This is a genomic window from Streptococcus mitis (genome assembly GCF_002096815.1).
GTDB classification, from domain to species: domain Bacteria; phylum Bacillota; class Bacilli; order Lactobacillales; family Streptococcaceae; genus Streptococcus; species Streptococcus mitis_AD.
Genome location: NZ_NCVJ01000021.1, coordinates 624,545 through 649,427, shown reverse-complemented (window position 1 = coordinate 649,427; position 24,883 = coordinate 624,545). Strand labels below are relative to the sequence as shown.

The window sequence follows — 24,883 nt, the reverse complement described above, 5'->3', positions numbered from 1 at the left end:
AGAAAGGCGAAGTAGCTGAGCTACCTCGTCTTTTTTAGTCTTTATAAGCTACGATACCAATGATGGTATCAACTGCACGTTCCATAGTCTGAAGGCTAACGTATTCAAAACGTCCGTGCATGTTTTCACCACCCGCAAAGATATTTGGAGTTGGGATTCCCATAAAGGAAATTTTAGAGCCGTCTGTTCCACCACGGATTGGTTCGATAATAGGTGTGATACCCAGATCTTCCATAACGGCTTTAGCAATGGTAATTGGCGTCATATCCTTCTCAATGACTTCTTTCATATTGTAATACTGGTCTGTCAAGTTTAGGGTGACACGGTCACTACCAAGTTCTTGATTCATCTTATCAACAATAGACTGCATAGCTGCTTTACGCGCTTCAAAGGCATCTTTTTCAAAATCGCGAATGATGTAGCTTGCACGCGCCTCCTCGACACTACCAGTCACATCCATAAGATGATAGAATCCTTGGTAACCATCCGTTAACTCAGGTCGGTCATTCTCTGGAAGTTGATTATGAAAATCAATTGCTAGCTGAAGAGCGTTGACCATCTGACCTTTGGCAGTACCAGGGTGAACATTGCGCCCTTGGAAATGCAATTCAGCTCCAGCTGCTGAGAATGTCTCGTACTGAAGTTCGCCTAGTGGGCCACCATCAACTGTGTAGGCAAAATCAACATCAAAATCTTCTGCATCAAATTTATTAGCACCAACACCGATTTCCTCATCTGGTCCAAAACCAACACGAATTTCACAGTGCTTGATTTCAGGATGGGCAGTTAGATATTCAATGGCTGTCATAATCTCAGCAATTCCTGACTTGTCATCAGCACCTAGCAAGGTTGTTCCATCGGTTGTGATGAGTGTTTGTCCTGGATATTTTTCAAGACTCTTGAAGTCAGCCGGATCTAATTTGAAACCAGAATTCCCTAGTTCAATCACACCACCATCGTAGTTTTCAATTACCTGTGGATTGACTCCTTCGGCATTAAAATCAGCAGTATCCATGTGGGAGATGAAGCCAATCTTACGTGTTAACGATGGATCGTTGGCTGGCAAGGTTCCAATTGCAAAACCATTTGGTAGATAATAAACATTTTGTAATCCAACACGTTTCATTTCAGGAATTAGGACATTTGTCGCGAAGTCAACCTGACTCTGCGTACTTGGAGTAGTAGTAGAGTGTTCATCAGAGCGCGTGTTGACCTTAACGTAGGTTAAGAAGCGGTCCAAGAGATTGGGGTAAGTCATAAAAAACTCCTTTTGAATTCATTTTTTCCATTGTATCATATAAAGAAAAGAAAAACAAAAGACAGAAGTTAGGGAAATTCTTTGTGTTAGCGTTTACTTATCAACGAATTAATGATAAAATAAACTTGATAAAAACATCACAAGGAAGCAATTATGAAAAAAGCAATTTTAATGATGACTTTCGGTTCGCCAGAAGAGATTACCTTTGAAGGTGTGGCTGATTTTTTCACAAATATTCGTCGTGGAGTGAGACCTCAAGACCACGAGATTCAAACACTCTATGATAATTATGTACGTATTGGAGGTACGCCTCTGCAAAGAATTACCCGTGAAGAAGTTGCCTTAGTAGAAGCTAGACTGGGGAATGAGTATAGTGTCTATTTTGCCAATAAATTTTCCAAACCTTTTATTCCAGATGTGATTGGTCAGATGGAAGAAGATGGAATCGAGCAGTGTATTTGCTTGATTTTGGAGCCCCATTATTCTTTTTATTCTGTCATGGGATACGAGAAATTTTTAGAAAGCAAACAAATTCAATTTTTGGTTATTAAGGATTGGTATCAAGAAGAAGCGCTCTTAAACTATTGGGCTGATGAAATTGCTAAGATTTTAAAAGAAGAAGTAAAGCAGGATAGCTTTAAAGTCATCTTTTCAGCCCATAGTGTTCCTATTTTTGCCTTGGATTTTGGTGATCCTTATATCGATCAAATCTTTGAAAATAGCAAGTTAGTTGCTGAAAAATTAGGTTTGAGTTCCGAGCAATATACAAATACTTGGCAAAGTGAGAGTGATATCGGTATTCCTTGGATTAAGCCAGATGTATTAGAGTACCTCAGAGAACAGACAGAACATCCAGACCATTATATTTTTGTACCAATCAGCTTTATCAGTGAGCACATTGAAGTCTTGTTTGATAACGATGTGGAATGTTATGAGATATGTCAGGAATTGGGTGTCAACTACCATCGTCCACCAATGCCAAATACGGATTCTCGCTTGATTGATGCCTTGGTCAATACAGTCAGAGCCAATGAAGATCAAGAGTTTAAGGAATTTCTCCCAGAAGAAGAAACCTTTGATGAGTTAGTTCCTTCAGATGAGACGAAAAACATTTTGGCCGAATCTCAAGATTTACAAATGCCTGAATTTGTGAAAAAACTGATTGAGAAAAAAGGTCGTGAGAATGTTAAGATGCCTTATCTTATCAAGAAAATGCTTGAGAAAGCAGGTAAATTACCAAAAGAGTAAAGAAAAAAGGATTTAGCTTTGCGCTAGATCCTTTAATAGATTATTTTTTCTCAAGAAGAGCTTTGATTTCTTGAAGTACTTCCAACTCAGTTGGACCAGCTGGAGCTTCCTCAGCAGCTTCTTCTTTCTTAGTAAGGCTTTGAGCTTTTTCAATACCTTTAATAACGAAGAAGAGAACAGTACCGATAACTAGGAAGTTGATAACAGCACTCAAGAATTTACCATATGTAACACCATTCCAAGCAAGATCAGCGATGTTTTGTACTTTCGCAGCTTCCAAGGCTGGATTCAAAATAAGTGGAGTGATGATATCGTTAACAAGTGATGTAACGATTGCACCAAAAGCAGAGGCAATGATCACACCGACAGCAAGGTCAACAACATTACCACGAAGCAAAAATGCTTTAAGATCTTTTAACATTTTCATTTTCCCTTTCAAAAAATTTTTACTCTTAATTATATATTAATTAAGAAGCTCTTGCAAGGTATATGCTTAAATTTTTTCTTATTTTTTAAAAATAAATACCTTACTAAAAATGTAATTGAGGATAATTATTAAGAATTGTGAAATAACTGTTTCAATACTATTAACTTTGTCAATATTATCATTTACAAATTGTCCGATAATATTAGGAAATTGGCTTACAAAGAGAAAAGTTAAAAACAAGTCTAACAGAAAAGTAGAAAGACGTGCTATAGTAAATTTTACTAAACGGATTGACCAATTCTGTCTAGCTTGCTTAAACACGATTGTATCATTTGTGATAAAGGCAAAGAGGATACCGATAATATTTGCTAGTCCAGTAGCGAGAAGTTCTTTGTGTGTTAGTTGATAAATGACTAATCGTGAGAGAATCGAAACTAGGGTTGTTGCAAGGCCAAAAAAGAGATAGGCTAAGATTTCATTGCTAAGAAATTTTTGAATACAAATTTTCATGTTTTTAGTATAGCATAAAGCAGGCTATTGTGCTATACTAGTAAGGTTGATTGAATCAACCCTTGGTGCTTAGCTTCTTTCACCAAGCATATTACACGCGGGAAACCGCCAAAGGAGAAAACATGAAAAAATTAACTATTCGTGATGTTGCAGATATTGCAATCGTTGCTGCTATCTATGTCGTTTTAACTGTCACACCACCCCTAAATGCCATTAGCTATGGTGCTTATCAGTTCCGTATCTCAGAAATGATGAACTTTATGGCTTTTTACAATCCTAAGTACATCATAGGAGTTACCATCGGTTGTATGATTGCTAATTTCTTTAGCTTCGGACTGCTAGATGTCTTTGTTGGTGGTGGATCAACCTTAGTATTCCTCAGTCTAGGTGTTTGGCTCTTTGCAAAATACAGCAAAGATTACCTCTTTAACGGATTAATTCGAAAAGATCATTTTTTCTTTTCAATCCTCTTTTCGATTTCTATGTTTACTATCGCTGCCGAGTTGAATATGGTAGCGCAATTACCATTTTTCCTTACTTGGTTTACAACAGGAATTGGTGAATTTGCTTCATTAATTATTGGAGCGATTATTATCGGTAAAATTGGTCGTCGAATCGATTTAAGCAAATAGAAGAAGACAAGCTAGGTAGCTCTTGCCTGGCTTTTTCTTATGGAAAATATCTAAGGAAACTTGACAAGATTTTCTGATTATAGTATACTTTTCAAGTAAGCTGATTTAGCTCAGTTGGCAGAGCGCATCCATGGTAAGGATGAGGTCGCCGGTTCAATCCCGGCAATTAGCATAATATTTTCAGGGAAACTCTTGAATACAAGAGTTTTTTTCTTATGCTCGCGAGAAAAAATTCTGACTTTTGTATAATAAAAGTCATCCTGCAAAAATTTCTTATTGACAAAACCACTTATTTCTAGTAATATAATAGACGCGATGAGTCGATAGGTAGTCTTCGGACTACTATTGAGCATAAGGAGGTCATAACGCAGGAGCGGACCTTGATGAGTTGTGTGAACTTGCTCATCACATGAAGATGCCTCTTAGTCCCTAGTCTAGCGACTGGGGATTTTTATTTTCCAAAAAATGATGAAAAAGCTTTGCAATTCATGGAAAAAGTAGTATAATACATCTATTATAGAAATTTTTAGAAAATTCCGAAAGAGGTTATTTATGGGATATACAGTTGCTGTAGTCGGCGCGACAGGTGCTGTCGGAGCTCAGATGATAAAAATGTTGGAAGAATCAACACTTCCAATCGATAAAATTCGTTTACTTGCTTCTGCACGTTCAGCAGGCAAGACTTTGAAATTTAAAGATCAAGATATTACGATTGAAGAAACGACTGAAACAGCCTTTGAAGGAGTTGATATTGCTCTCTTTTCAGCAGGTGGTTCTACATCAGCTAAATATGCACCATACGCAGTTAAATCTGGAGCGGTAGTAGTAGATAATACATCTTACTTCCGTCAAAATCCAGATGTTCCTTTGGTTGTTCCAGAGGTCAATGCTCATGCACTTGATGCTCACAACGGTATCATTGCCTGCCCTAACTGTTCAACAATCCAAATGATGGTGGCTCTTGAGCCAGTTCGCCAAAAATGGGGATTGGACCGTATCATTGTTTCAACTTACCAAGCAGTTTCAGGTGCTGGTATGGGAGCAATTCTTGAGACACAACGTGAACTTCGTGAAGTCTTGAATGATGGTGTAACCCCACGTGATTTACATGCCGAAATCTTGCCTTCAGGTGGGGACAAGAAACACTATCCTATCGCCTTCAATGCTCTTCCACAAATCGATGTCTTCACTGACAATGATTACACTTACGAAGAGATGAAGATGACTAAGGAAACTAAGAAAATCATGGAAGATGATAGCATTGCAGTATCTGCAACATGTGTGCGTATTCCAGTCTTGTCAGCTCACTCTGAGTCTGTTTACATCGAAACAAAAGAAGTGGCTCCAATTGAAGAAGTAAAAGCAGCTATCGCAGCCTTCCCAGGTGCTGTTCTTGAAGATGATGTGGCTCATCAAATTTATCCTCAAGCCATTAATGCAGTGGGTTCTCGTGATACCTTTGTTGGTCGTATCCGTAAAGACTTGGATGCAGAAAAAGGAATCCACATGTGGGTTGTTTCTGATAACCTGCTCAAAGGTGCTGCTTGGAACTCAGTTCAGATTGCTGAAACCCTTCATGAACGTGACTTGGTTCGTCCAACAGCTGAATTGAAATTTGAATTAAAATAGTTATATCGTTTAGGAGTTCAGATGAACTCCTTCTTTGAAATAGAGAGGTGTTTCTCATGTCTTATCAAGATTTAAAAGAGTGTAAAATCATCACAGCCTTTATTACCCCCTTCCACGAGGATGGTTCCATCAACTTTGATGCTATTCCAGCCTTGATTGAACATTTATTGGCTCATCATACGGATGGAATTCTTCTCGCAGGGACCACTGCTGAGAGTCCGACATTAACTCACGATGAGGAGTTGGAGTTGTTTGCAGCTGTACAAAAGATTGTCAATGGACGCGTTCCTTTGATTGCGGGTGTAGGTACTAATGATACGCGTGACTCTATAGAGTTTGTCAAAGAAGTAGCAGACTTTGGCGGCTTTGCAGCTGGACTTGCTATTGTTCCTTACTACAATAAACCTTCTCAAGAAGGAATGTATCAGCACTTTAAGGCCATCGCAGATGCTTCTGATCTACCTATTATTATCTATAACATTCCAGGGCGTGTAGTTGTCGAATTGACTCCAGAAACCATGCTTCGCTTGGCAGATCATCCAAATATCATTGGTGTCAAAGAATGTACTAGTTTGGCTAATATGGCTTACTTGATTGAGCACAAGCCAGAGGAGTTCTTGATTTATACAGGTGAGGATGGAGATGCTTTCCATGCCATGAACCTTGGTGCGGACGGGGTTATTTCTGTTGCATCACATACAAATGGGGATGAGATGCACGAGATGTTTACTGCCATTGCAGAAAGCGATATGAAGAAAGCCGCAGCTATTCAACGTAAATTCATTCCTAAGGTTAATGCCCTCTTCTCATATCCGAGTCCTGCTCCTGTCAAGGCCGTTCTCAACTATATGGGATTTGAAGCTGGTCCAACACGCTTACCTCTAGTTCCAGCACCAGAAGAAGATGCCAAACGCATTATCAAAGTCGTCGTTGATGGCGACTACGAAGCAACTAAAGAAACCGTAACAGGTGTCTTAAGACCAGATTACTAATAAAGACAATAAAATCCATGACCGAATGAACGATCATGGATTTTTCTTATTTTCCTAAACAGAATTGGCTAAAGAGTTGGGTAATGAGTTCATCTGGAGCAGCATCACCTGTGATTTCTCCGAGGATTTCCCAAGTACGAGTCAAGTCAACTTGAAGCAAGTCAACTGGCATACCCAGTTCAAGACCTTCGTTAACAGCCTGTAGACTTTCAACTGCCTTTTCAATCAAGGAAATGTGACGGGTATTAGACAAGTAGGTAGCATCTTGCTCAACCAAACCAGCATTTTCAAAGAAGAGGTTGTTGATTCTCTCTTCAATCTTATCAATATTTTGGTTTTTAAGGACTGAAATACGAATAACGTGTTCAGGTAGTTCCGAAGTTTCAATCGCTTCAGGTAGGTCTGTTTTATTAAGTAGAATAATGCGATTAGTATCTTGGCTGATTTCTAAGAGTTGACGATCTTGGGCGGTCAGTGGTTCACTGGCATTTAATACTAGTAGTACCAAGTCAGCTTCTTTGAGGGCTTTTTTCGAACGCTCGACACCGATTTGTTCCACAATGTCATCTGTTTCACGAATACCGGCTGTATCAATCAATTTGAGTGGGACACCATTGATGTTGACGTATTCTTCGATGACATCTCGAGTAGTTCCTGCAATGTCTGTAACGATAGCCTTGTCCTCACGCAAGAGGTTGTTGAGGAGGCTAGATTTTCCAACGTTGGGACGGCCGATGATGGCAGTGGAAATTCCTTCACGGAGGATTTTACCACGACGAGCTGTTCTAAGGAGATTGGTTAGCAATTGCTCAAACTCTATAGTCTTCTCTCGGACAACAGCAGTAGTAGCTTCCTCAACATCGTCATACTCAGGATAATCAATATTAACCTCGACTTGGGCAAGTGTATTGAGGATTTCTTGACGGGTATTGTTAATGAGGTCAGAAAGGGAGCCGTCTAATTGCTTAACTGCAATGTTCATAGCCTTGTCTGTCTTGGCACGGATGATATCCATTACCGCTTCAGCCTGAGTCAAGTCCACACGACCGTTTAAAAAGGCACGTTTGGTAAATTCACCAGGTTCTGCCAATCGAGCTCCTTCACGGATAGCCAGCTGGAGAATCTCATTGGTCACCGCAATCCCACCGTGGGTGTTAATCTCGATAATATCCTCACGAGTAAAGGTCTTTGGAGACTTCATAGCACCAACCATAACCTCGTCCATGACCTTACCAGTTTGAGGGTCAACGATGTGACCGTAGTTAAGAGTGTGGCTAGCAACCTGATTCAAGTCTTTTCCTTTGAAAATCTTTTGCGCAATCGCAAAACTATCTGTTCCGCTCAAGCGGACAATACCAATGGCCCCTTCACCTAGTGGAGTAGAGATAGCAGCGATGGTATCAAATTCACGTGTGATCATAATATTTCCTTTAATTAATAGCTCTTTTCTTGGAATATTCCAAGTCTCTTTTCAAATTGTAACAAATTTAGGCTATTTCTTCAATGGATGCTACTTGGAGTTTGAAAAAGCCTAAGCATTTCTGCTTAAGCTAGCTTATTTGGTGCGCATTTCCCCTTGTGGGAAATAAGTTCCTTCTGGCATGTCGTTGATGATGACATGGACAGCAGATTGAGGGGCTCCTGTGTTGCGGACAACGGCTTCCGTTACTTCCTTAGCAAGAGCTTTCTTTTGCTCGAGCGTGCGTCCTTCAAATAAATCGATGCGTACAAATGGCATAATAGCTTTCTCCACTAGTTTTTGATTTCTTCTATTTTACCACATTTTGCCGTTTAAAGCTTAAGAAAATTATGATATACTAGAATGTAGCAAAAATTTAGAAATGGACGTGAAGTAAGAAGCATGGCACAGTTGTATTATCGTTATGGGACCATGAACTCTGGTAAGACCATTGAGATTCTCAAAGTGGCCTATAACTATGAGGAGCAAGGAAAAGGTGTTGTCATTATGACCTCAGCTCTGGATACGCGTGACGGTGTTGGCTATGTGTCGAGCCGTATTGGCATGAAACGCCCTGCCATTGCGATTGAGGAAACGACGGATATCTTTGGCTATATCCGAGACCTACCGGAAAAGCCTTACTGTGTCTTGGTCGATGAAGCTCAGTTTCTTAAGCGTCATCATGTTTACGATCTAGCTCGTGTTGTTGATGAGTTAGACATACCTGTCATGGCTTTTGGTTTGAAAAATGACTTTCGTAATGAACTGTTCGAAGGTTCCAAGTATCTCTTGCTTTTAGCAGATAAGATTGACGAAATCAAGACTATTTGTCAGTATTGCAAGAAAAAGGCGACCATGGTATTACGTACTCAGGATGGACTGCCCGTTTATGATGGTGAACAGATCCAAATCGGTGGGAATGAGACCTATATCTCGGTTTGCCGTAAACATTATTTTGCGCCAATGATAACCTCTAACAAGGAGCAAAACTATGACAATTGAACTAAGAGATGTTACAATGGGAAATTATTTTGATGTTTTGAATTTGGATGTTAAGGAATATCAAAAACAATTCATTGCAACCAACGCAATTAGTTTAGCTGAAGCATATGTCTACACTAAAAATGGAGATTTTGTAGCTCCATTGGCAGTTTATGATAATGATGCAATTATAGGTTTTGTGATGATAGCTTATGATAAAAAGATCGGAATTAGTAGTGGAAATTATTTACTATTTCGTTTTATGATTGATAAGAATTTTCAAAATCAAGGATATTTTAAACCAATTATGGATAAAGTACTAGACTATGTTCGGACAGCGCCAGCAGGTTTAAGCAATAAACTTTGGTTGTCTTATGAACCAGAAAACGAACATGCAAGATCTTGTTACCTCAGTTATGGATTTAAAGAAACTGGGGAAATATCCGAGAACGAAGTAGTAGCAATCTATGATTTAACAATTCAGAAATAAGGAGAAAAAATGAACATCTATGATCAACTACAAGCTGTAGAAGACCGATATGAAGAACTAGGAGAACTACTCAGTGACCCAGATGTGGTATCGGATACCAAGCGTTTTATGGAGCTTTCAAAAGAAGAGGCTTCAACTCGTGACACAGTAACAGCCTACCGTGAGTACAAACAAGTCCTTCAAAACATCGTTGATGCTGAAGAGATGATTAAGGAATCAGGTGGAGATGCGGACTTGGAAGAAATGGCTAAGCAAGAGCTCAAAGATGCCAAGGCTGAAAAAGAAGAATACGAAGAAAAATTGAAAATCTTGCTTCTTCCAAAGGATCCAAACGATGACAAGAATATCATCCTTGAAATCCGTGGAGCAGCGGGTGGAGATGAGGCAGCACTTTTCGCTGGGGATTTGCTAACCATGTATCAAAAGTATGCTGAAGCCCAAGGCTGGCGCTTTGAAGTTATGGAAGCCTCTATGAATGGTGTCGGCGGTTTCAAAGAAGTGGTTGCCATGGTTTCAGGTCAGTCTGTTTACTCTAAGCTTAAGTACGAATCAGGTGCCCACCGTGTGCAACGTGTCCCTGTGACAGAAAGCCAAGGTCGTGTCCATACATCAACTGCCACAGTTCTTGTCATGCCTGAAGTAGAAGAAGTAGAGTACGATATTGATCCAAAAGACCTTCGTGTTGACATCTACCACGCATCAGGTGCTGGTGGACAGAACGTCAATAAAGTTGCGACTGCCGTTCGTATCGTTCACTTGCCAACCAATATTAAGGTTGAGATGCAGGAAGAACGTACCCAGCAGAAGAACCGTGAGAAAGCCATGAAAATCATCCGTGCGCGTGTTGCTGACCACTTTGCACAAATTGCTCGGGATGAACAAGACGCTGAGCGCAAGTCAACAATCGGTACTGGTGACCGTTCAGAACGAATCCGTACTTATAATTTCCCACAAAACCGTGTCACAGATCACCGTATCGGTTTAACCCTCCAAAAACTAGATACCATTTTATCTGGTAAATTGGACGAAGTTGTGGATGCCTTGGTGCTCTATGACCAAACACAAAAATTAGAAGAATTAAACAAATAATGAAATTAGCTCAATTATTTTCAGATTTTGAAGAAGAGTTGATAAGACAAGGAGAGGAAGCTGAAAGCCTCTCTTTTGTCTATCGTATCCTGAAAAATCTATCTTTTACGGACTTTGTTTTTGCCCTCCAGCAGGAAGTGACGGAAGAGGAAGAAGTATTTGTAAAAGGAATTTTCCAACAGTTAGCAGCTCATAAACCGGCACAATACATCATTGGACAGACAGATTTTTATGGAATGCAGTTAAAAGTTGATGAGCGAGTATTGATCCCTCGTCCAGAAACAGAGGAGTTGGTGGAGCTTATTCTGGCTGAAAATCCTGAGACGAATCTTTCTGTTCTGGATATTGGAACAGGTAGTGGAGCTATTGCTCTCGCTCTAGCAAAAAATAGACCAGATTGGTCGGTGACAGCAGCAGATATTTCCCAAAATGCTTTAGATGTAGCTAGTGAAAATTCTAAAAATCAAAATCTTCAATTATTTTTAAAAAAATCTGACTGTTTTACAGAAATTTCTGAAAAATATGATATAATTGTTTCCAATCCACCCTATATCTCTCGTGAAGATGCGTCAGAGGTCGGCTTGAATGTTTTGTATTCAGAACCTCATCTAGCTCTCTTTGCAGACGAGGATGGCCTAGCTATTTACCGTAGAATTGCGGAAGATGCAAAAGACTATCTCAAAGATGGTGGTAAGATTTACCTTGAAATTGGATACAAGCAAGGTCAAAGTGTTCCTGAACTTTTTAGGAAACATCTTCCTGAACAGCGAGTTCGAACACTCAAGGACCAATTTGGTCAAGATAGGATGGTCGTAGTTGATGATGGACAGGATTAGACAAGAGTTGGAAAAGGGTGGGGCGGTTGTTTTACCTACCGAGACAGTTTATGGTCTCTTTGCCAAAGCTCTAGACGAAAAAGCAGTTAATCATGTATACCAGCTCAAACGTCGTCCAAGAGACAAGGCGCTTAATCTCAATATCGCCTCTTTAGAGGATATCTTGAACTTTTCAAAGAATCAGCCAACTTATCTACAAAAACTTGTAGAGACCTTTTTACCAGGTCCCTTGACCATTATCCTTGAAGCCAATGACCGAGTTCCCTATTGGGTCAATTCTGGCCTTGCAACTGTTGGATTTCGGATGCCGAGTCATCCCATTACCCTTGATTTGATTCGAGAGACAGGTCCCTTGATTGGGCCGTCTGCCAATATTTCAGGTCAGGCAAGTGGGGTGACTTTTCAGGAAATACTGCAGGAATTTAATCAAGATGTTCTAGGTTTGGAAGACGATGCTTTTCTAACTGGACAGGATTCAACTATTTTGGATTTGTCTGAAGATAAGGTGAAAATCTTACGCCAAGGGGCGATTAAGCGAGAAGATATCCTTGCTCGGTTGCCAGAGATTTCTTTTGAGGAGGCATGAGATGCTAAGAAATTTAAGAGAAACTGATGTGAAAGCTATATGTAACATTAACCAAGAAGCTTTGGGCTATTCTTTTAGTCTAGAGGAGACAGCTAGTCAACTAACTAGATTATCTCAAGATGAACATCATTTCCTACTTGGTTATGAGGATGAAGACAGTCATGTCTTACTTGGCTATGTCCACGCTGAGGTTTACGAATCCCTCTATTCCAAAGCAGGATTTAATATCTTAGCCTTAGCAGTTTTACCTCAAGCACAAGGTCAAGGTATTGGTAAAAGCTTATTGCAAGGGTTGGAGCAAGAAGCAAAAAGACGCGGCTATGGGTTTATCCGCTTAAACTCTGCTGATCATCGTCTGGGTGCTCATGCATTTTATGAAAAAGTTGGTTATACTTGTGATAAAGTGCAGAAACGGTTTATTCGCATCTTTTAGTTTAGTTTCTTTCTTGTAAAAACAAACTAAAGGACCAGTCACACTATAAAGGAGAAGACCTATGATTTTTGATAAAGACGATTTTAAAGCATATGATGCTGATCTCTGGAATGCTATTGCCAAAGAAGAAGAACGCCAACAAAACAACATTGAGTTGATTGCTTCGGAAAACGTAGTTTCCAAGGCTGTTATGGCAGCTCAAGGGTCTATCTTGACGAATAAATACGCTGAAGGCTACCCAGGCCGCCGTTATTATGGTGGAACTGATGTGGTAGACGTAGTAGAATCTCTAGCCATTGAACGCGCAAAAGAAATTTTCGGTGCTAAATTCGCTAATGTCCAACCTCACTCAGGAAGTCAAGCTAACTGTGCGGCTTACATGGCCTTGATTGAGCCAGGTGATACCGTTATGGGGATGGATTTGGCAGCAGGTGGTCACTTGACCCATGGGGCTCCTGTCAGCTTCTCTGGTCAAACCTACAATTTTGTTTCTTATAGTGTGGATCCTGAAACGGAACTCTTGGACTTTGATGCTATCTTAAAACAAGCCCAAGAAGTAAAACCAAAACTGATTGTAGCTGGTGCGTCAGCCTATTCTCAAATTATCGACTTCTCAAAATTCCGTGAAATCGCAGATGCTGTTGGGGCTAAGCTTATGGTGGATATGGCCCATATCGCTGGTTTGGTTGCTGCTGGTCTACATCCAAGCCCAGTACCATACGCTCATATCACTACAACAACGACTCACAAAACCCTTCGTGGACCTCGTGGTGGTTTGATTTTGACCAATGACGAAGAACTTGCTAAGAAAATCAATTCAGCTATTTTCCCAGGTATTCAGGGCGGTCCTTTGGAGCATGTTGTTGCTGCTAAGGCAGTTTCCTTCAAAGAAGTTTTGGATCCAGCCTTCAAGGAATATGCTGCCAATGTTATCAAAAACAGCAAGGCTATGGTAGAAGTCTTCTTGCAAGATCCTGATTTCCGTATCATTTCTGGTGGGACTGAAAACCACCTCTTCCTAGTGGATGTAACAAAAGTTGTAGAAAACGGAAAAGTTGCTCAAAACTTGCTGGATGAAGTCAATATTACCCTAAATAAAAACTCAATCCCTTACGAAACTTTGTCACCATTTAAGACAAGTGGTATTCGTATCGGAGCAGCAGCAACAACTGCACGTGGTTTTGGTGAAGAAGAAAGTCGCAAAGTGGCTGAACTCATCATTAAAACCCTTAAGAATGCAGAAAATGAGGCTGTATTAGAAGAAGTGAGAAGTGCAGTCAAAGAATTGACGGATGCCTTCCCATTATACGAGGACTAAAACTTTTATGGACATTTATATTAAGAAAGCCATTATTCACCAGTTCAGTCCGGATGATACCGAGCTGTTCCTAGCGGATAAGCTTCTCAATATTACTCCAAAAATCGAAGAATACCTGCGTAGAAAAATTGAACGTGTGTATTCAGATGAAGCCAAGACTGGGATTTTCGAGGAAGAAAATCCCTTCTTCAATCATATCACAGACGATTTGTTGGAGACATCAGTAACACTGGCTAATCTCTGGAAAGAGGAGTTCAGCATTTCAGAAAATCTTAAGACCAATGACTTGATTTTTGTGCAATTTTCTAAAGAAGGTGTAGAACATTTCGCTTTCTTGCGAATTGCTCTGCGGGAGACCTTGACCCACCTCGGTGGAGAAGTTGATAATCCAATCAAGTTGACTCAGAATAACCTGCCTGGATTTGGAACGGGTGCTGACGAGGCCTTGGTGGTCAATCTTCAGAGCCGCAAATACCATCTGATTGAAAAACGCATCAAGTACAATGGGACTTTCTTGAACTATTTTTCAGACAATCTTCTTGCCGTTTCCCCTAAGATTTCTCCCAAGAAATCTATCAAAGAACTGGAAAAAACAGCCCAGAGAATTGCTGAATCTTTTAACACAGATGATTTTCAATTTCAATCTAAGGTCAAATCAGCGATTTTCAACAACCTAGAAGAAAGCAATGAATTGTCGCCTGAAAAATTGGCCAACGACCTTTTTGACAACAATCTGACGGCTCGTTTGAGCTTTATTGATCAAGTCAAAGAAGCCGTACCAGAGCCTGTTCAGTTTGATGAAATTGATGCCAGTCGTCAGCTTAAAAAATTTGAAAACCAAAAACTTTCCTTGTCAAATGGAATTGAGCTCATCGTTCCCAATAACGTCTATCAAGACGCCGAGTCTGTTGAGTTTATCCAAAACGACAATGGAACCTACTCTATCTTAATCAAAAATATCGAGGATATCCAAAGTAAATAATGTTTAAACGAATTCGAAGAGTGCTTGTACTAGCAGTCTTCCTTTTTGCTGGCTATAAAGCTTACCGCGTTCACCAAGATGTCAAGCAAGTCATGACCTATCAACCCATGGTGCGAGAAATCTTGAGTGAAAAAGACACCCCAGCAAACGAAGAGCTTGTGCTCGCTATGATTTATACCGAAACCAAAGGAAAAGAAGGCGATGTTATGCAGTCTAGTGAGTCTGCTAGTGGTTCAACCAATACCATCAATGATAACGCCTCTAGCATTCGGCAAGGCGTTCAAACTCTGACAGATAATCTCTATCTAGCCCAGAAGCAGGGTGTTGATGTCTGGACGGCTGTTCAAGCCTATAATTTTGGACCTGCCTATATCGATTTTATCGCCCAAAATGGCAAGGAAAACACCTTGGCTCTGGCCAAACAGTACTCTCGTGAGACTGTTGCTCCCTTACTTGGTAATACCACTGGAAAGACTTATAGTTATATTCACCCCATTTCCATTTTTCATGGAGCCGAACTCTATGTAAATGGAGGAAACTATTATTATTCTAGACAGGTTCAACTCAACCTTTATATCATCAAATGTTTCACTCTCTTTTCGACATCTGGCTAGTCCAGGTGTTTTTGTTATAAGTTTTCTTTAAGATAGATATATTACTCTAGAAAGGTAAAGGAGGAAATTCCCTATGAGAAAGAAACTCTTTCTGACCAGTGCTGCGGTCTTGTGGGCAGTAACAGCTATGAATAGCGTCCACGCAGCAACAGATGTTCAAAAAGTCATCGATGAAACCTATGTCCAACCTGAATATGTCCTAGGTTCTTCATTGTCTGAAGACCAAAAAAATCAAACCCTTAAAAAACTAGGCTACAATGCCTCAACAGACACCAAAGAACTCAAAACCATGACACCTGATGTCTATTCTAAGCTTATGAATGTTGCCAATGACTCTAGTTTACAGTTGTATTCATCAGCCAAGATTCAAAAACTAGGTGACAAGTCGCCACTTGAGGTCAAGATTGAAACACCAGAAAACATCACTAAGGTGACTCAGGATATGTACCGAAATGCAGCCGTAACTTTGGGTGTGGAACACGCCAAAATCACTGTAGCAGCACCCATTCCAGTTACAGGTGAGAGTGCCTTAGCAGGGATTTACTATTCGCTAGAGGCTAATGGAGCCAAGGTACCACAAGCTAATAAAGACTTGGCTCAAGAAGAGCTGAAGGCTCTGTCCGATATCAATGCTGAAAACAAGGACAAGTCAGGCTATGATGCTAATAAATTAAATGTTGCCCTAGCTGATATCAAGTCAGGACTCGCCAAAGCAAAAGAATCTAAGGGAAATCTGACAGAGGAAGATGTCCGCAAAATCGTTGAAGATACCTTGAAAAATTACAAACTTGATCAGGTTATAACAGGAAACCAGATTAATATCATCATCAATTTTGCTTTGAATCTTTCAAAGAGTGATATCCTCAGCAATACAGACTTCACTAAAACCTTGAATGACCTGAAACAAAGTATTGTTTCACAAGCTGGCGACAGTTTTAAAAATATCAACCTTAACTTTGATGCTGATAAGGCGCTAGAGGACGGTGGTAACTTCTTAAGCTCCCTCTGGCAAGCCATTGTCAACTTCTTCAAGAGTTTTGGTTCTTGAGAAATTTCATGGTATAATAGATGGTAACCGTAACGTTGCCGTCTTTTTTGTCGGCCAATAGAAAGAGAAGAGAATGTTAAAGAAAAATGATATTGTAGAAGTTGAAATTGTTGACTTGACCCATGAAGGGGCAGGAGTTGCCAAGGTAGATGGCTTGGTATTTTTTGTTGAGAATGCATTACCGAGTGAAAAAATTCTCATGCGAGTTCTCAAGGTTAATAAAAAGATTGGTTTTGGGAAAGTGGAAGAATACCTTGTCCAGTCACCACATCGTAATCAAGATCTAGATTTGGCTTACCTGCGTTCAGGAATCGCGGATTTAGGTCATCTTGCCTATCCAGAACAACTCAAATTTAAAACCAAGCAAGTCAAAGACAGTCTCTACAAGATTGCTGGAATTGATGATATAGAGGTTGCTGAAACTTTGGGTATGAAAAATCCAGTCAAGTACCGCAATAAGGCGCAGGTGCCTGTTCGTCGAGTGAATGGTGTCTTGGAAACTGGCTTTTTCCGTAAGAATTCCCATGACCTCATGCCTCTAGAAGATTTCTTTATCCAAGATCCTGTGATTGATGAGGTAGTTGTAGCCCTACGCGACTTGCTCCGTCGTTATGATTTGAAACCTTATGATGAAAAGGAACAAGCTGGCTTGATTCGAAACCTTGTGGTGCGTCGTGGGCACTATTCAGGACAAATCATGGTTATTTTGGTTACAACTCGTCCCAAAGTTTTTCGTGTTGACCAATTAATTGAACAATTAATCAAGCAGTTCCCAGAGATTGTGTCTGTCATGCAAAATATCAACGACCAGAACACCAATGCGATTTTTGGTAAGGAATGGCGCACACTTTATGGACAAGACTTTATCACTGACCAGATGTTGGGAAATGACTATCAAATCGCTGGACCCGCTTTTTATCAAGTCAATACTGAAATGGCAGAGAAGCTTTATCAAACAGCCATTGACTTTGCTGAATTAAAAGAAGATGATGTGGTCATTGATGCCTATTCTGGTATCGGGACGATTGGTCTTTCTGTTGCGAAACATGTCAAAGAAGTTTATGGTGTTGAGGTAATTCCAGAGGCGGTTGAGAATAGCAAAAAGAATGCTCAGATGAACAATATTTCAAACGCCCACTATGTCTGTGACACAGCTGAAAACGCAATGAAGAATTGGCTCAAGGAAGGAATTCAACCAACCGTTATCTTGGTTGATCCTCCACGCAAGGGCTTAAACGAAAGCTTTATCAAAGCAAGCGCCCAAACAGGAGCAGACCGCATCGCCTATATCTCATGCAATGTCGCTACTATGGCGCGTGATATCAAACTTTACCGAGAATTGGGATACGAGTTGAATAAAGTACAGCCGGTTGATCTTTTTCCTCAAACGCACCATGTGGAGTGTGTTGCTCTGCTCGTAAAAACATAGAAACCTTTGAATGAAAGGGATAACGAAAAGCCTTGATTGCAAGGCTTTTTGCTTTATGGTGGGTAAGTATCAGAGTGAGAAAATTTTTGGAATGAGTAGAAGTGATAGCTAGAAATTATCAGTTTCTATTTCCATTTACCCTGTGGGTACGTGTTTGTTTCCATTGACAAGGAGTTTGTGGGAATAGAAATGTACCCACCTTGTTTGAATCAAGTGAAGTGTAGTTGAAGGAAATCTGTTGAAAGCAATACTTCATTTTACCGAATAAGTAATAATTTAGGCAACTTCAAATCGATTAAAAAAAACTATTTTAAAGGTTAAGAGTAGACAAAAATTGTCCACTCTTTTTTGCAAACTCAATTTATCAATAAATGAAATGAGGGAATGTAAAATGAAATATTTTGAGGTTGAGTTAGAAAATCCTGATGAATTTTTAAAACTACAAACAGAAGATTTTGTGAAAGCTAATCGCTTGCTACTAAGGAAGATAATCCAGAGCGTTACAGTCTATGAAGAAAACTTCGTCATATCCTTTAAATCTGGCATCGAATTGGAAGTATGAGTCTCATTCCATAACTTTTATATTGAACATATCATCTTGTTGTGTTATACTATAAATTGATATAAACAAAGATGTAGGAGGAACCGAAACTATGACAGCCTCAATGCGTTTAAGATAAGCTGGCAATAAAAAAAGCAGAATCTATACCCGATGATAGGCTTTTTTGTTGTGCTTATTTATACGATATTGAGCATTCATTAGTTACGGTGAGGATATTGGTTATTTAACTATACCTTTATTTAACTATGTCTTTAATATGAATGTTTCCAAATTGTATGTATGCAGACCAAAAGCCACATTGTGGGGTTTGGCCTGCATTTTTTATTGCCTAGAATGCTATTCAAAATAGAAATTCAAGCAAAATAATATGCAGGAGATAATATAAATGGAAAAATACAACAATTGGAAACGAAAATTTTATGCAATATGGGCAGGGCAAGCAGTATCATTAATCACTAGTGCCATCCTGCAAATGGCGATTATTTTTTACCTTACAGAAAAAACAGGATCTGCGATGGTCTTGTCTATGGCTTCATTAGTAGGTTTTTTACCCTATGCGATTTTGGGACCTGCCATTGGTGTGCTAGTGGATCGTCATGATAGGAAGAAGATAATGATTGGTGCCGATTTAATTATCGCAGCAGCTGGTGCAGTGCTTGCTATTGTTGCATTCTGTATGGAGCTACCTGTCTGGATGATTATGATAGTATTGTTTATCCGTAGCATTGGAACAGCTTTTCATACCCCAGCACTCAATGCGGTTACACCACTTTTAGTACCAGAAGAACAGCTAACGAAATGCGCAGGCTATAGTCAGTCTTTGCAGTCTATAAGCTATATTGTTAGTCCGGCAGTTGCAGCACTCTTATACTCCGTTTGGGATTTAAATGCTATTATTGCCATCGACGTATTGGGTGCTGTGATTGCATCTATTACGGTAGCAATTGTACGTATACCTAAGCTGGGTAATCAAGTGCAAAGTTTAGAACCAAATTTCATAAGGGAGATGAAAGAAGGAGTTGTGGTTCTGAGACAAAACAAAGGATTGTTTGCCTTATTACTCTTAGGAACACTATATACTTTTGTTTATATGCCAATCAATGCACTATTTCCTTTAATAAGCATGGAACACTTTAATGGAACACCTGTGCATATTTCTATTACGGAAATTTCCTTTGCATTTGGGATGCTAGCAGGAGGCTTATTATTAGGAAGATTAGGGGGCTTCGAAAAGCATGTATTACTAATAACAAGTTCATTTTTTATAATGGGGACCAGTTTAGCCGTTTCGGGAATACTTCCTCCAAATGGATTTGTAATATTCGTAGTTTGCTGTGCAATAATGGGGCTTTCGGTGCCATTTTATAGCGGTGTGCAAACAGCTCTTTTTCAGGAGAAAATTAAGCCTGAATATTTAGGACGTGTATTTTCTTTGATCGGAAGTATCATGTCACTTGCTATGCCAATTGGGTTAATTCTTTCTGGATTCTTTGCTGATAAAATCGGTGTAAATCATTGGTTTTTACTATCAGGTATTTTAATTATTGGCATTGCTATAGTTTGCCAAATGATAACTGAGGTTAGAAAATTAGATTTAAAATAAACAATATTGGAGGAATATTTATGTATCTTATTTTCATGTAACTCTTCCTGCTAAAATCGCAGGGTTTTCCCTGCATACAAGCAAATGAAAGCATGCGATTATAGACAGGAGGAAATGTTATGGAATTAATATTAAAAGCAAAAGACATTCGTGTGGAATTCAAAGGACGCGATGTTTTAGATATAAATGAATTAGAAGTATATGATTATGACCGTATTGGTTTAGTAGGAGCAAATGGTGCTGGAAAAAGCACTTTACTCAGGGTACTTTTAGGAGAATTAACTCCCCCAGGATGTAAAATGAATCGTCTGGGTGAACTTGCCTATATTCCCCAGTTGGACGAAGTAACTCTGCAGGAGGAAAAAGATTTTGCACTTGTAGGCAAGCTAGGTGTTGAGCAATTAAATATACAGACTATGAGCGGTGGTGAAGAAACAAGGCTTAAAATAGCACAGGCCTTATCGGCACAGGTTCATGGTATTTTAGCGGATGAACCTACGAGCCATTTAGACCGTGAAGGAATTGATTTTCTAATAGGACAGCTAAAATATTTTACAGGTGCACTGTTAGTTATTAGCCATGACCGCTATTTTCTTGATGAAATAGTAGATAAAATATGGGAACTGAAAGATGGCAAAATCACTGAGTATTGGGGAAACTATTCTGATTATCTTCGTCAGAAAGAGGAAGAACGTAAGAGCCAAGCTGCAGAATACGAACAATTTATTGCGGAACGTGCCCGATTGGAAAGGGCTGCGGAGGAAAAGCGAAAACAGGCTCGTAAAATAGAACAGAAGGCAAAAGGTTCTTCAAAGAAAAAAAGTACTGAAGACGGAGGGCGTTTAGCTCATCAAAAATCAATAGGAAGTAAGGAAAAAAAGATGTATAATGCTGCTAAAACCCTAGAGCACAGGATTGCGGCCTTAGGAAAAGTAGAAGCTCCGGAAGGCATTCGCAGAATTCGTTTCAGGCAAAGTAAAGCATTGGAGCTCCATAATCCATACCCTATAGTCGGTGCAGAAATTAATAAAGTATTTGGGGATAAGGCTCTGTTTGAAAATGCATCTTTTCAAATTCCGTTAGGAGCAAAAGTGGCGTTAACTGGTGGTAATGGAATCGGAAAAACAACTTTAATCCAAATGATCTTAAACCATGAAGAAGGAATTTCTATTTCGCCTAAGGCAAAAATAGGTTACTTTGCACAGAATGGTTACAAGTACAACAGTAATCAGAATGTTATGGAGTTTATGCAGAAGGATTGTGACTACAATATATCAGAAATTCGTTCAGTGCTAGCATCTATGGGGTTCAAACAGAACGATATTGGAAAAAGTTTATCTGTTTTAAGCGGTGGAGAAATTATAAAATTGTTGCTTGCTAAAATGCTCATGGGTAGATATAACATCCTAATAATGGATGAACCCAGTAACTTCCTTGACATACCAAGTTTAGAGGCTTTGGAAATACTAATGAAGGAGTACACCGGAACTATCGTGTTTATCACCCACGATAAACGATTACTCGAAAATGTAGCAGATGTAGTTTATGAAATTAGAGATAAGAAAATAAATCTGAAACATTAAATTTAAGGTAGTCGCTGGTCAGTATAGTCTGTTCTGGTTGGCGACTCCATTGTTAAAGAGTATAAAGACTTTAGATTTTATGAATATTAAAAATAGGAACAGTCAATTGAACTGCTCCTATTTTTCTGCTAAATATATTGTAGTTTTCTTATATGTATAATGATAGATTAGCGGATTCTCATCTACGGTACTTACTTCAAATATGAAGAAGTGATCGCGGTTATCTCTGGACTTTTCCTTATTGAGGACAAAGTAATTCTTACGTGAAGTCGCCATTGTTTTTAGGATATCATCAGTTAGGAAGGTCAATGGAATATTCATGTTAGAGTAGCGGTAGAAGTCACGTTCAAAATCTTGGTAGCTCTCGCTATAATAGTCCATTTGTAGGTGATTACGCTGAAACTCAAGCTGATTCATAGAGCACCTCCTCGACAAGTTCAATACTAATAATGTCTTTTAATTTCAAATTGATGTGACCTGTTGTAGTTTTTATCAAAATGAAATCCTTATTCAGACTTGGTATTGTTCCAGTGTGGGAAACACGCTTGTTTTTTTCAATCACTTGAATGCGTGTGTGTAGCTGCCCAGCGTATACTTGACTGAGGAGTAATAATTTCTTCTCCATTGACAAATCTGACATGTACGTTACTTTGTTTGTATCATCAGAGAGTGCTGATGTATGCTCAGATAGGAAAAAGCCCATCCATTTTTGCATCTTTGTATCCTGGTACTCTCTTGCTGACTGAAATGGTAAGGATGAACGGTCAATCATTTTAATCCCTCCAATCCACCAGCGGAATGACCGCCAATAAGTTTACTGCGTTCAATATTTTAGGAACCTTCAGTTAGGACGGTTCCTTTTTGTATGGCTAAAAAGCCAAACTGTTCTCTGACAACATCAATAGCTGTCTGAAGTCTATTTTCTTTTTCAATTTCTTCTACATCATGCAAAATGAGGACAACCCTTTTACTACCAAGGTGTTCTGTGCAGAATGCGGTTCAGCTTTTGGACGTAAGAACTGGACGACCAGTCGTGGCAAACGTAAAGTTTGGCAGTTATAAGGTAAAGGGACAGATTGGTTGTCAGAATAACCATATCGATGAGGGAACACTAGAGAAAGCTGTAATGATGGCAGTTAAACTACTGAGTGAGAATATGGATTTGTTGCATGGAAAGTGGAATAAGATCTTGGAAGAAAACCAGTTATTAGAAAAGCATTACAGTGTGTTACTGGCTGAATTGATAAATAAGGAGTGTTGGGAATATGATTCCTTTGAGATGTGTCAGGTACTAGATAGTATTTTGATTTCGGAGGATGGACAGATAACCGTTAGATTTTTGGAAGGAACAGAAGTTGATTTATAAGGCTGTAGGCATAGTATAGTTCACTATGTTTGCAGCCTTTTTTCTTGTTTAGTGGTATAATTATATGTAGGATTTTTTTAATATCGGTTACTTTTTATGAATTAACCAAAAAACTAAAATGGAGTTGTTTTATAATGAGATATTCTGAAGAAGCATTACAATCATGGATTAAGCCGTTATCTGCCACTGAAGAAACACGGGTTGAAAATACTATTGGAATGATTAAAGATGCAATAGAAAGGAGTGGGCTCTCTTCAAAGTATGAATATGAAATTTTTGCCCAAGGTTCTTATGCAAATAATACGAATGTAAAGAAAAATAGCGACATTGATATCTGTATCATGGTGAAATCTTTATTTTATTGTGAGTATGTAGATGGGTTATCGGACCTAGACTATAATTACTCTAGTAGCAGCACCAATGCTAATGTATTTAAAAACGAAGTGATTAAAGCGTTAATTTCAAAATTTGGTGCAGAATCAGTTTCTATTGGCAATAAGTGTATCAATATTAATTCTAACTCATATCACGTAAATGCAGATGTAGTCCCATGTTTTCAATATCGAAATTATAGATATATTGGTAGCAGGTCATCTGAAAAATTTGTTGAAGGCATCAAATTTTTTACCTCAAACGGAAATTATGAAGTAATTAATTATCCTAAAGTTCATATACAAAATGGTATCTCTAAGAATAAATCTACTCACTATAAATATAAATATTTAGTTAGGATTATGAAGCATATTAAGAACGAGATGCAGGAGCTAGGATTGACAAACGAACGCATTTCTTCATATTTGATAGAATGTTTGGTCTGGAATATACCTGAACAGATGTTTTTCAATAGTAATAGCTACACAGGGTTGTTACAGCAAGCGTTATATTACATAGTGTCTCAAGTGAATTTAAATTGGGTTGAAGTAAGTGGAATGTATTACCTTTTTCGTTCAGAGCAGAAATGGAATTTACAGGATACAAAAACTTTTTTAGTTAGAATGATTGAATTTTTGGATTATAAATAAAACTTATGAATGAACAGCAGAAAAAATTTTTGAATATTACAATATGGGTTTTTGCAATTTGCTTGTTATTAAGATTGTTAATAAGTGGCCAAGAGATTGCAGTGAATCTTAAATCTGATATTTTGGCATTGGTATATTCAGCCATTGGGTATATTGGTGAAGCTATATCAGTTACAGCAATTATTATGGCTATTTTTGAAAAAACAGCATGGCGGTGGCCATTACTATCTAAGATTCATAATGTTCCAATTTTATTTGCGAATTATGTAGGTAGTTTCAAGACGGACTATGATCAGAATGAAAGAAATTGTGAACTTACTATTGAACAGTCATTTACGACTATTAAAGTTAAGTTTAAAACGGGTGAAAGTTCGAGCCATAGCATTACAGCATCAATTATCAATGATAATGGAACACAAAAATTAATTTATACATATTTAAATAGCCCAAGGGCTGAATTGCAAAGTCCTATACATTATGGGACGGTAATTCTTGATATTGATAATCCAAATCAACTAGAAGGAAATTATTATACTAATCGAGGAACCAAAGGTTCAATGAGTTTTGAGATAAACAACCCTTCTCGCTAGTTGGATTTGTAAAGATTTAAATAAAGAAAGAAGAACTAACTATCGGAAACTTGGCATAGATGTAACAATACTGTATATTAACGAAGCCGTAAATACTCGCATTAGTTACGTTTAATAGTTTAATACGGATATTCAGCAGCTTTGATTTCGTTTCACAGTATAGGTAGTAACCGTCAAGACATGTGGAGGCGGTAGT

The 24,883-nt window shown here is 38.8% G+C and carries 28 protein-coding genes, 1 tRNA gene, 1 pseudogene and 1 riboswitch; of the genes and pseudogenes, 22 read left to right on the top strand and 8 right to left on the bottom strand.

All coding sequences use genetic code 11. The annotated features are described in order from the left end of the window. Window positions 1–34: 34 nt before the first annotated feature. On the bottom strand, window positions 35–1,258 hold the full coding sequence (pepT, locus tag B7696_RS09970; protein WP_020902840.1) for a peptidase T: 1,224 nt from the start codon (window positions 1,256–1,258) through the stop codon (window positions 35–37). 153 nt (window positions 1,259–1,411) lie between these two features. On the opposite strand from pepT, the gene hemH reads away from it, so the two are divergent. After that, a complete protein-coding gene (gene hemH / locus B7696_RS09965; RefSeq protein WP_004254302.1) occupies window positions 1,412–2,506 on the top strand; it encodes a ferrochelatase in 1,095 nt (364 codons plus the stop codon). Window positions 2,507–2,546: 40 nt separating this feature from the next. Here hemH and mscL read toward each other — a convergent pair whose 3' ends face one another. Next, complete coding sequence (gene mscL / locus B7696_RS09960; RefSeq protein WP_004254306.1) at window positions 2,547–2,927, bottom strand: large conductance mechanosensitive channel protein MscL; 381 nt, start codon at window positions 2,925–2,927, stop codon at window positions 2,547–2,549. Window positions 2,928–3,011: 84 nt separating this feature from the next. Beyond that, window positions 3,012–3,443 carry a GtrA family protein gene (locus B7696_RS09955; RefSeq protein ID WP_004254310.1) on the bottom strand — a complete coding sequence of 144 codons (432 nt, stop codon included), beginning with the start codon at window positions 3,441–3,443 and terminating at the stop codon, window positions 3,012–3,014. A 28-nt stretch (window positions 3,444–3,471) separates the two neighbouring features. Then, window positions 3,472–3,568: riboswitch (PreQ1 riboswitch) on the top strand. Between B7696_RS09955 and B7696_RS09950 the strand changes: the two genes are divergently transcribed. The 4 genes from B7696_RS09950 (at window position 3,566) to dapA (ending at window position 6,696) form a co-directional block, all read left to right on the top strand. Then, on the top strand, window positions 3,566–4,075 hold the full coding sequence (locus tag B7696_RS09950) for a QueT transporter family protein (RefSeq protein ID WP_031237144.1): 510 nt from the start codon (window positions 3,566–3,568) through the stop codon (window positions 4,073–4,075). (Overlaps the previous riboswitch by 3 nt.) A gap of 99 nt (window positions 4,076–4,174) precedes the next feature. Beyond that, window positions 4,175–4,247 (top strand) — tRNA-Thr (locus B7696_RS09945). 380 nt (window positions 4,248–4,627) lie between these two features. Then, window positions 4,628–5,704, top strand: coding sequence for an aspartate-semialdehyde dehydrogenase (locus B7696_RS09940; RefSeq protein ID WP_020902845.1), 1,077 nt, complete (start codon window positions 4,628–4,630; stop codon window positions 5,702–5,704). 56 nt (window positions 5,705–5,760) lie between these two features. Next, complete coding sequence (gene dapA, locus B7696_RS09935) at window positions 5,761–6,696, top strand: 4-hydroxy-tetrahydrodipicolinate synthase (protein ID WP_084863500.1); 936 nt, start codon at window positions 5,761–5,763, stop codon at window positions 6,694–6,696. A gap of 46 nt (window positions 6,697–6,742) precedes the next feature. Here dapA and mnmE read toward each other — a convergent pair whose 3' ends face one another. Both mnmE and B7696_RS09925 read right to left on the bottom strand, forming a co-directional pair. Further along, window positions 6,743–8,116: a tRNA uridine-5-carboxymethylaminomethyl(34) synthesis GTPase MnmE gene (gene mnmE, locus B7696_RS09930; RefSeq protein ID WP_084863498.1), complete on the bottom strand. Its 1,374-nt coding sequence runs from the start codon at window positions 8,114–8,116 to the stop codon at window positions 6,743–6,745. A 135-nt stretch (window positions 8,117–8,251) separates the two neighbouring features. Continuing rightward, the gene (locus B7696_RS09925) at window positions 8,252–8,434 is read right to left on the bottom strand and encodes a 4-oxalocrotonate tautomerase (protein WP_001117401.1); all 183 of its coding nucleotides are present in this window, start codon (window positions 8,432–8,434) and stop codon (window positions 8,252–8,254) included. 123 nt (window positions 8,435–8,557) lie between these two features. On the opposite strand from B7696_RS09925, the gene B7696_RS09920 reads away from it, so the two are divergent. From B7696_RS09920 to msr(D), 14 genes are all read left to right on the top strand, one after another. Further along, entirely contained in the window at window positions 8,558–9,157 is a 600-nt protein-coding gene (locus B7696_RS09920; protein ID WP_084863496.1) for a thymidine kinase, read from the top strand. Next, window positions 9,147–9,626, top strand: coding sequence for a GNAT family N-acetyltransferase (locus tag B7696_RS09915; RefSeq protein WP_084863494.1), 480 nt, complete (start codon window positions 9,147–9,149; stop codon window positions 9,624–9,626). Before B7696_RS09920 ends, B7696_RS09915 begins: the two co-directional genes overlap by 11 nt. Window positions 9,627–9,635: 9 nt before the next feature. Beyond that, complete coding sequence (gene prfA, locus B7696_RS09910; RefSeq protein ID WP_084863491.1) at window positions 9,636–10,715, top strand: peptide chain release factor 1; 1,080 nt, start codon at window positions 9,636–9,638, stop codon at window positions 10,713–10,715. After that, window positions 10,715–11,551, top strand: a complete 837-nt coding sequence (gene prmC, locus B7696_RS09905) for a peptide chain release factor N(5)-glutamine methyltransferase (RefSeq protein ID WP_084863488.1) — start codon at window positions 10,715–10,717, stop codon at window positions 11,549–11,551. The genes prfA and prmC overlap by 1 nt, the downstream gene beginning before the upstream one ends. Next, complete coding sequence (locus tag B7696_RS09900; RefSeq protein WP_084863486.1) at window positions 11,535–12,137, top strand: L-threonylcarbamoyladenylate synthase; 603 nt, start codon at window positions 11,535–11,537, stop codon at window positions 12,135–12,137. Before prmC ends, B7696_RS09900 begins: the two co-directional genes overlap by 17 nt. A 1-nt stretch (window position 12,138) precedes the next feature. Beyond that, window positions 12,139–12,570: a GNAT family N-acetyltransferase gene (locus B7696_RS09895; RefSeq protein WP_084863484.1), complete on the top strand. Its 432-nt coding sequence runs from the start codon at window positions 12,139–12,141 to the stop codon at window positions 12,568–12,570. A 61-nt stretch (window positions 12,571–12,631) separates the two neighbouring features. Next, the gene (gene glyA, locus B7696_RS09890; RefSeq protein ID WP_084863482.1) at window positions 12,632–13,888 is read left to right on the top strand and encodes a serine hydroxymethyltransferase; all 1,257 of its coding nucleotides are present in this window, start codon (window positions 12,632–12,634) and stop codon (window positions 13,886–13,888) included. 7 nt (window positions 13,889–13,895) lie between these two features. Then, on the top strand, window positions 13,896–14,870 hold the full coding sequence (locus B7696_RS09885) for a nucleoid-associated protein (protein WP_192856311.1): 975 nt from the start codon (window positions 13,896–13,898) through the stop codon (window positions 14,868–14,870). Continuing rightward, entirely contained in the window at window positions 14,870–15,484 is a 615-nt protein-coding gene (gene pmp23, locus B7696_RS09880; protein ID WP_004254352.1) for a cell wall hydrolase Pmp23, read from the top strand. Before B7696_RS09885 ends, pmp23 begins: the two co-directional genes overlap by 1 nt. A 73-nt stretch (window positions 15,485–15,557) precedes the next feature. Further along, window positions 15,558–16,532, top strand: coding sequence for a DUF1002 domain-containing protein (locus tag B7696_RS09875; protein ID WP_084863478.1), 975 nt, complete (start codon window positions 15,558–15,560; stop codon window positions 16,530–16,532). 73 nt (window positions 16,533–16,605) lie between these two features. After that, a complete protein-coding gene (gene rlmD / locus B7696_RS09870) occupies window positions 16,606–17,961 on the top strand; it encodes a 23S rRNA (uracil(1939)-C(5))-methyltransferase RlmD (RefSeq protein WP_084863476.1) in 1,356 nt (451 codons plus the stop codon). A 391-nt stretch (window positions 17,962–18,352) separates the two neighbouring features. Beyond that, the gene (locus B7696_RS09865) at window positions 18,353–18,523 is read left to right on the top strand and encodes a hypothetical protein (RefSeq protein WP_000873143.1); all 171 of its coding nucleotides are present in this window, start codon (window positions 18,353–18,355) and stop codon (window positions 18,521–18,523) included. A 385-nt stretch (window positions 18,524–18,908) separates the two neighbouring features. Continuing rightward, window positions 18,909–20,126, top strand: coding sequence for a macrolide efflux MFS transporter Mef(A) (gene mef(A) / locus B7696_RS09860; protein WP_000417519.1), 1,218 nt, complete (start codon window positions 18,909–18,911; stop codon window positions 20,124–20,126). Window positions 20,127–20,245: 119 nt separating this feature from the next. Then, entirely contained in the window at window positions 20,246–21,709 is a 1,464-nt protein-coding gene (gene msr(D), locus B7696_RS09855) for an ABC-F type ribosomal protection protein Msr(D) (protein ID WP_000420313.1), read from the top strand. Between the two features lie 117 nt (window positions 21,710–21,826). On the opposite strand, the gene B7696_RS09850 is transcribed toward msr(D), so the two are convergent. The 3 genes and pseudogenes from B7696_RS09850 to B7696_RS09840 all read right to left on the bottom strand — a co-directional run. Beyond that, window positions 21,827–22,126, bottom strand: coding sequence for a DUF5960 family protein (locus tag B7696_RS09850; RefSeq protein WP_001072467.1), 300 nt, complete (start codon window positions 22,124–22,126; stop codon window positions 21,827–21,829). Next, the gene (locus B7696_RS09845) at window positions 22,113–22,481 is read right to left on the bottom strand and encodes a hypothetical protein (RefSeq protein ID WP_000567198.1); all 369 of its coding nucleotides are present in this window, start codon (window positions 22,479–22,481) and stop codon (window positions 22,113–22,115) included. Before B7696_RS09845 ends, B7696_RS09850 begins: the two co-directional genes overlap by 14 nt. Further along, window positions 22,478–22,657 (bottom strand): annotated as a pseudogene (locus B7696_RS09840) (Y-family DNA polymerase); the annotation flags it as partial. The gene B7696_RS09845 and the pseudogene B7696_RS09840, both read right to left, overlap by 4 nt. 37 nt (window positions 22,658–22,694) lie before the next feature. On the opposite strand from B7696_RS09840, the gene B7696_RS09835 reads away from it, so the two are divergent. The 3 genes from B7696_RS09835 (at window position 22,695) to B7696_RS09825 (ending at window position 24,687) form a co-directional block, all read left to right on the top strand. Further along, window positions 22,695–23,075: a hypothetical protein gene (locus B7696_RS09835; RefSeq protein WP_004254368.1), complete on the top strand. Its 381-nt coding sequence runs from the start codon at window positions 22,695–22,697 to the stop codon at window positions 23,073–23,075. A 134-nt stretch (window positions 23,076–23,209) separates the two neighbouring features. Continuing rightward, window positions 23,210–24,097 carry a nucleotidyltransferase domain-containing protein gene (locus tag B7696_RS09830; RefSeq protein ID WP_001270697.1) on the top strand — a complete coding sequence of 296 codons (888 nt, stop codon included), beginning with the start codon at window positions 23,210–23,212 and terminating at the stop codon, window positions 24,095–24,097. Between the two features lie 5 nt (window positions 24,098–24,102). After that, window positions 24,103–24,687 (top strand): Cap15 family cyclic dinucleotide receptor domain-containing protein, encoded by a 585-nt coding sequence (locus B7696_RS09825; protein ID WP_001005371.1) that lies wholly within the window; start codon window positions 24,103–24,105, stop codon window positions 24,685–24,687. Window positions 24,688–24,883 lie beyond the last annotated feature (196 nt).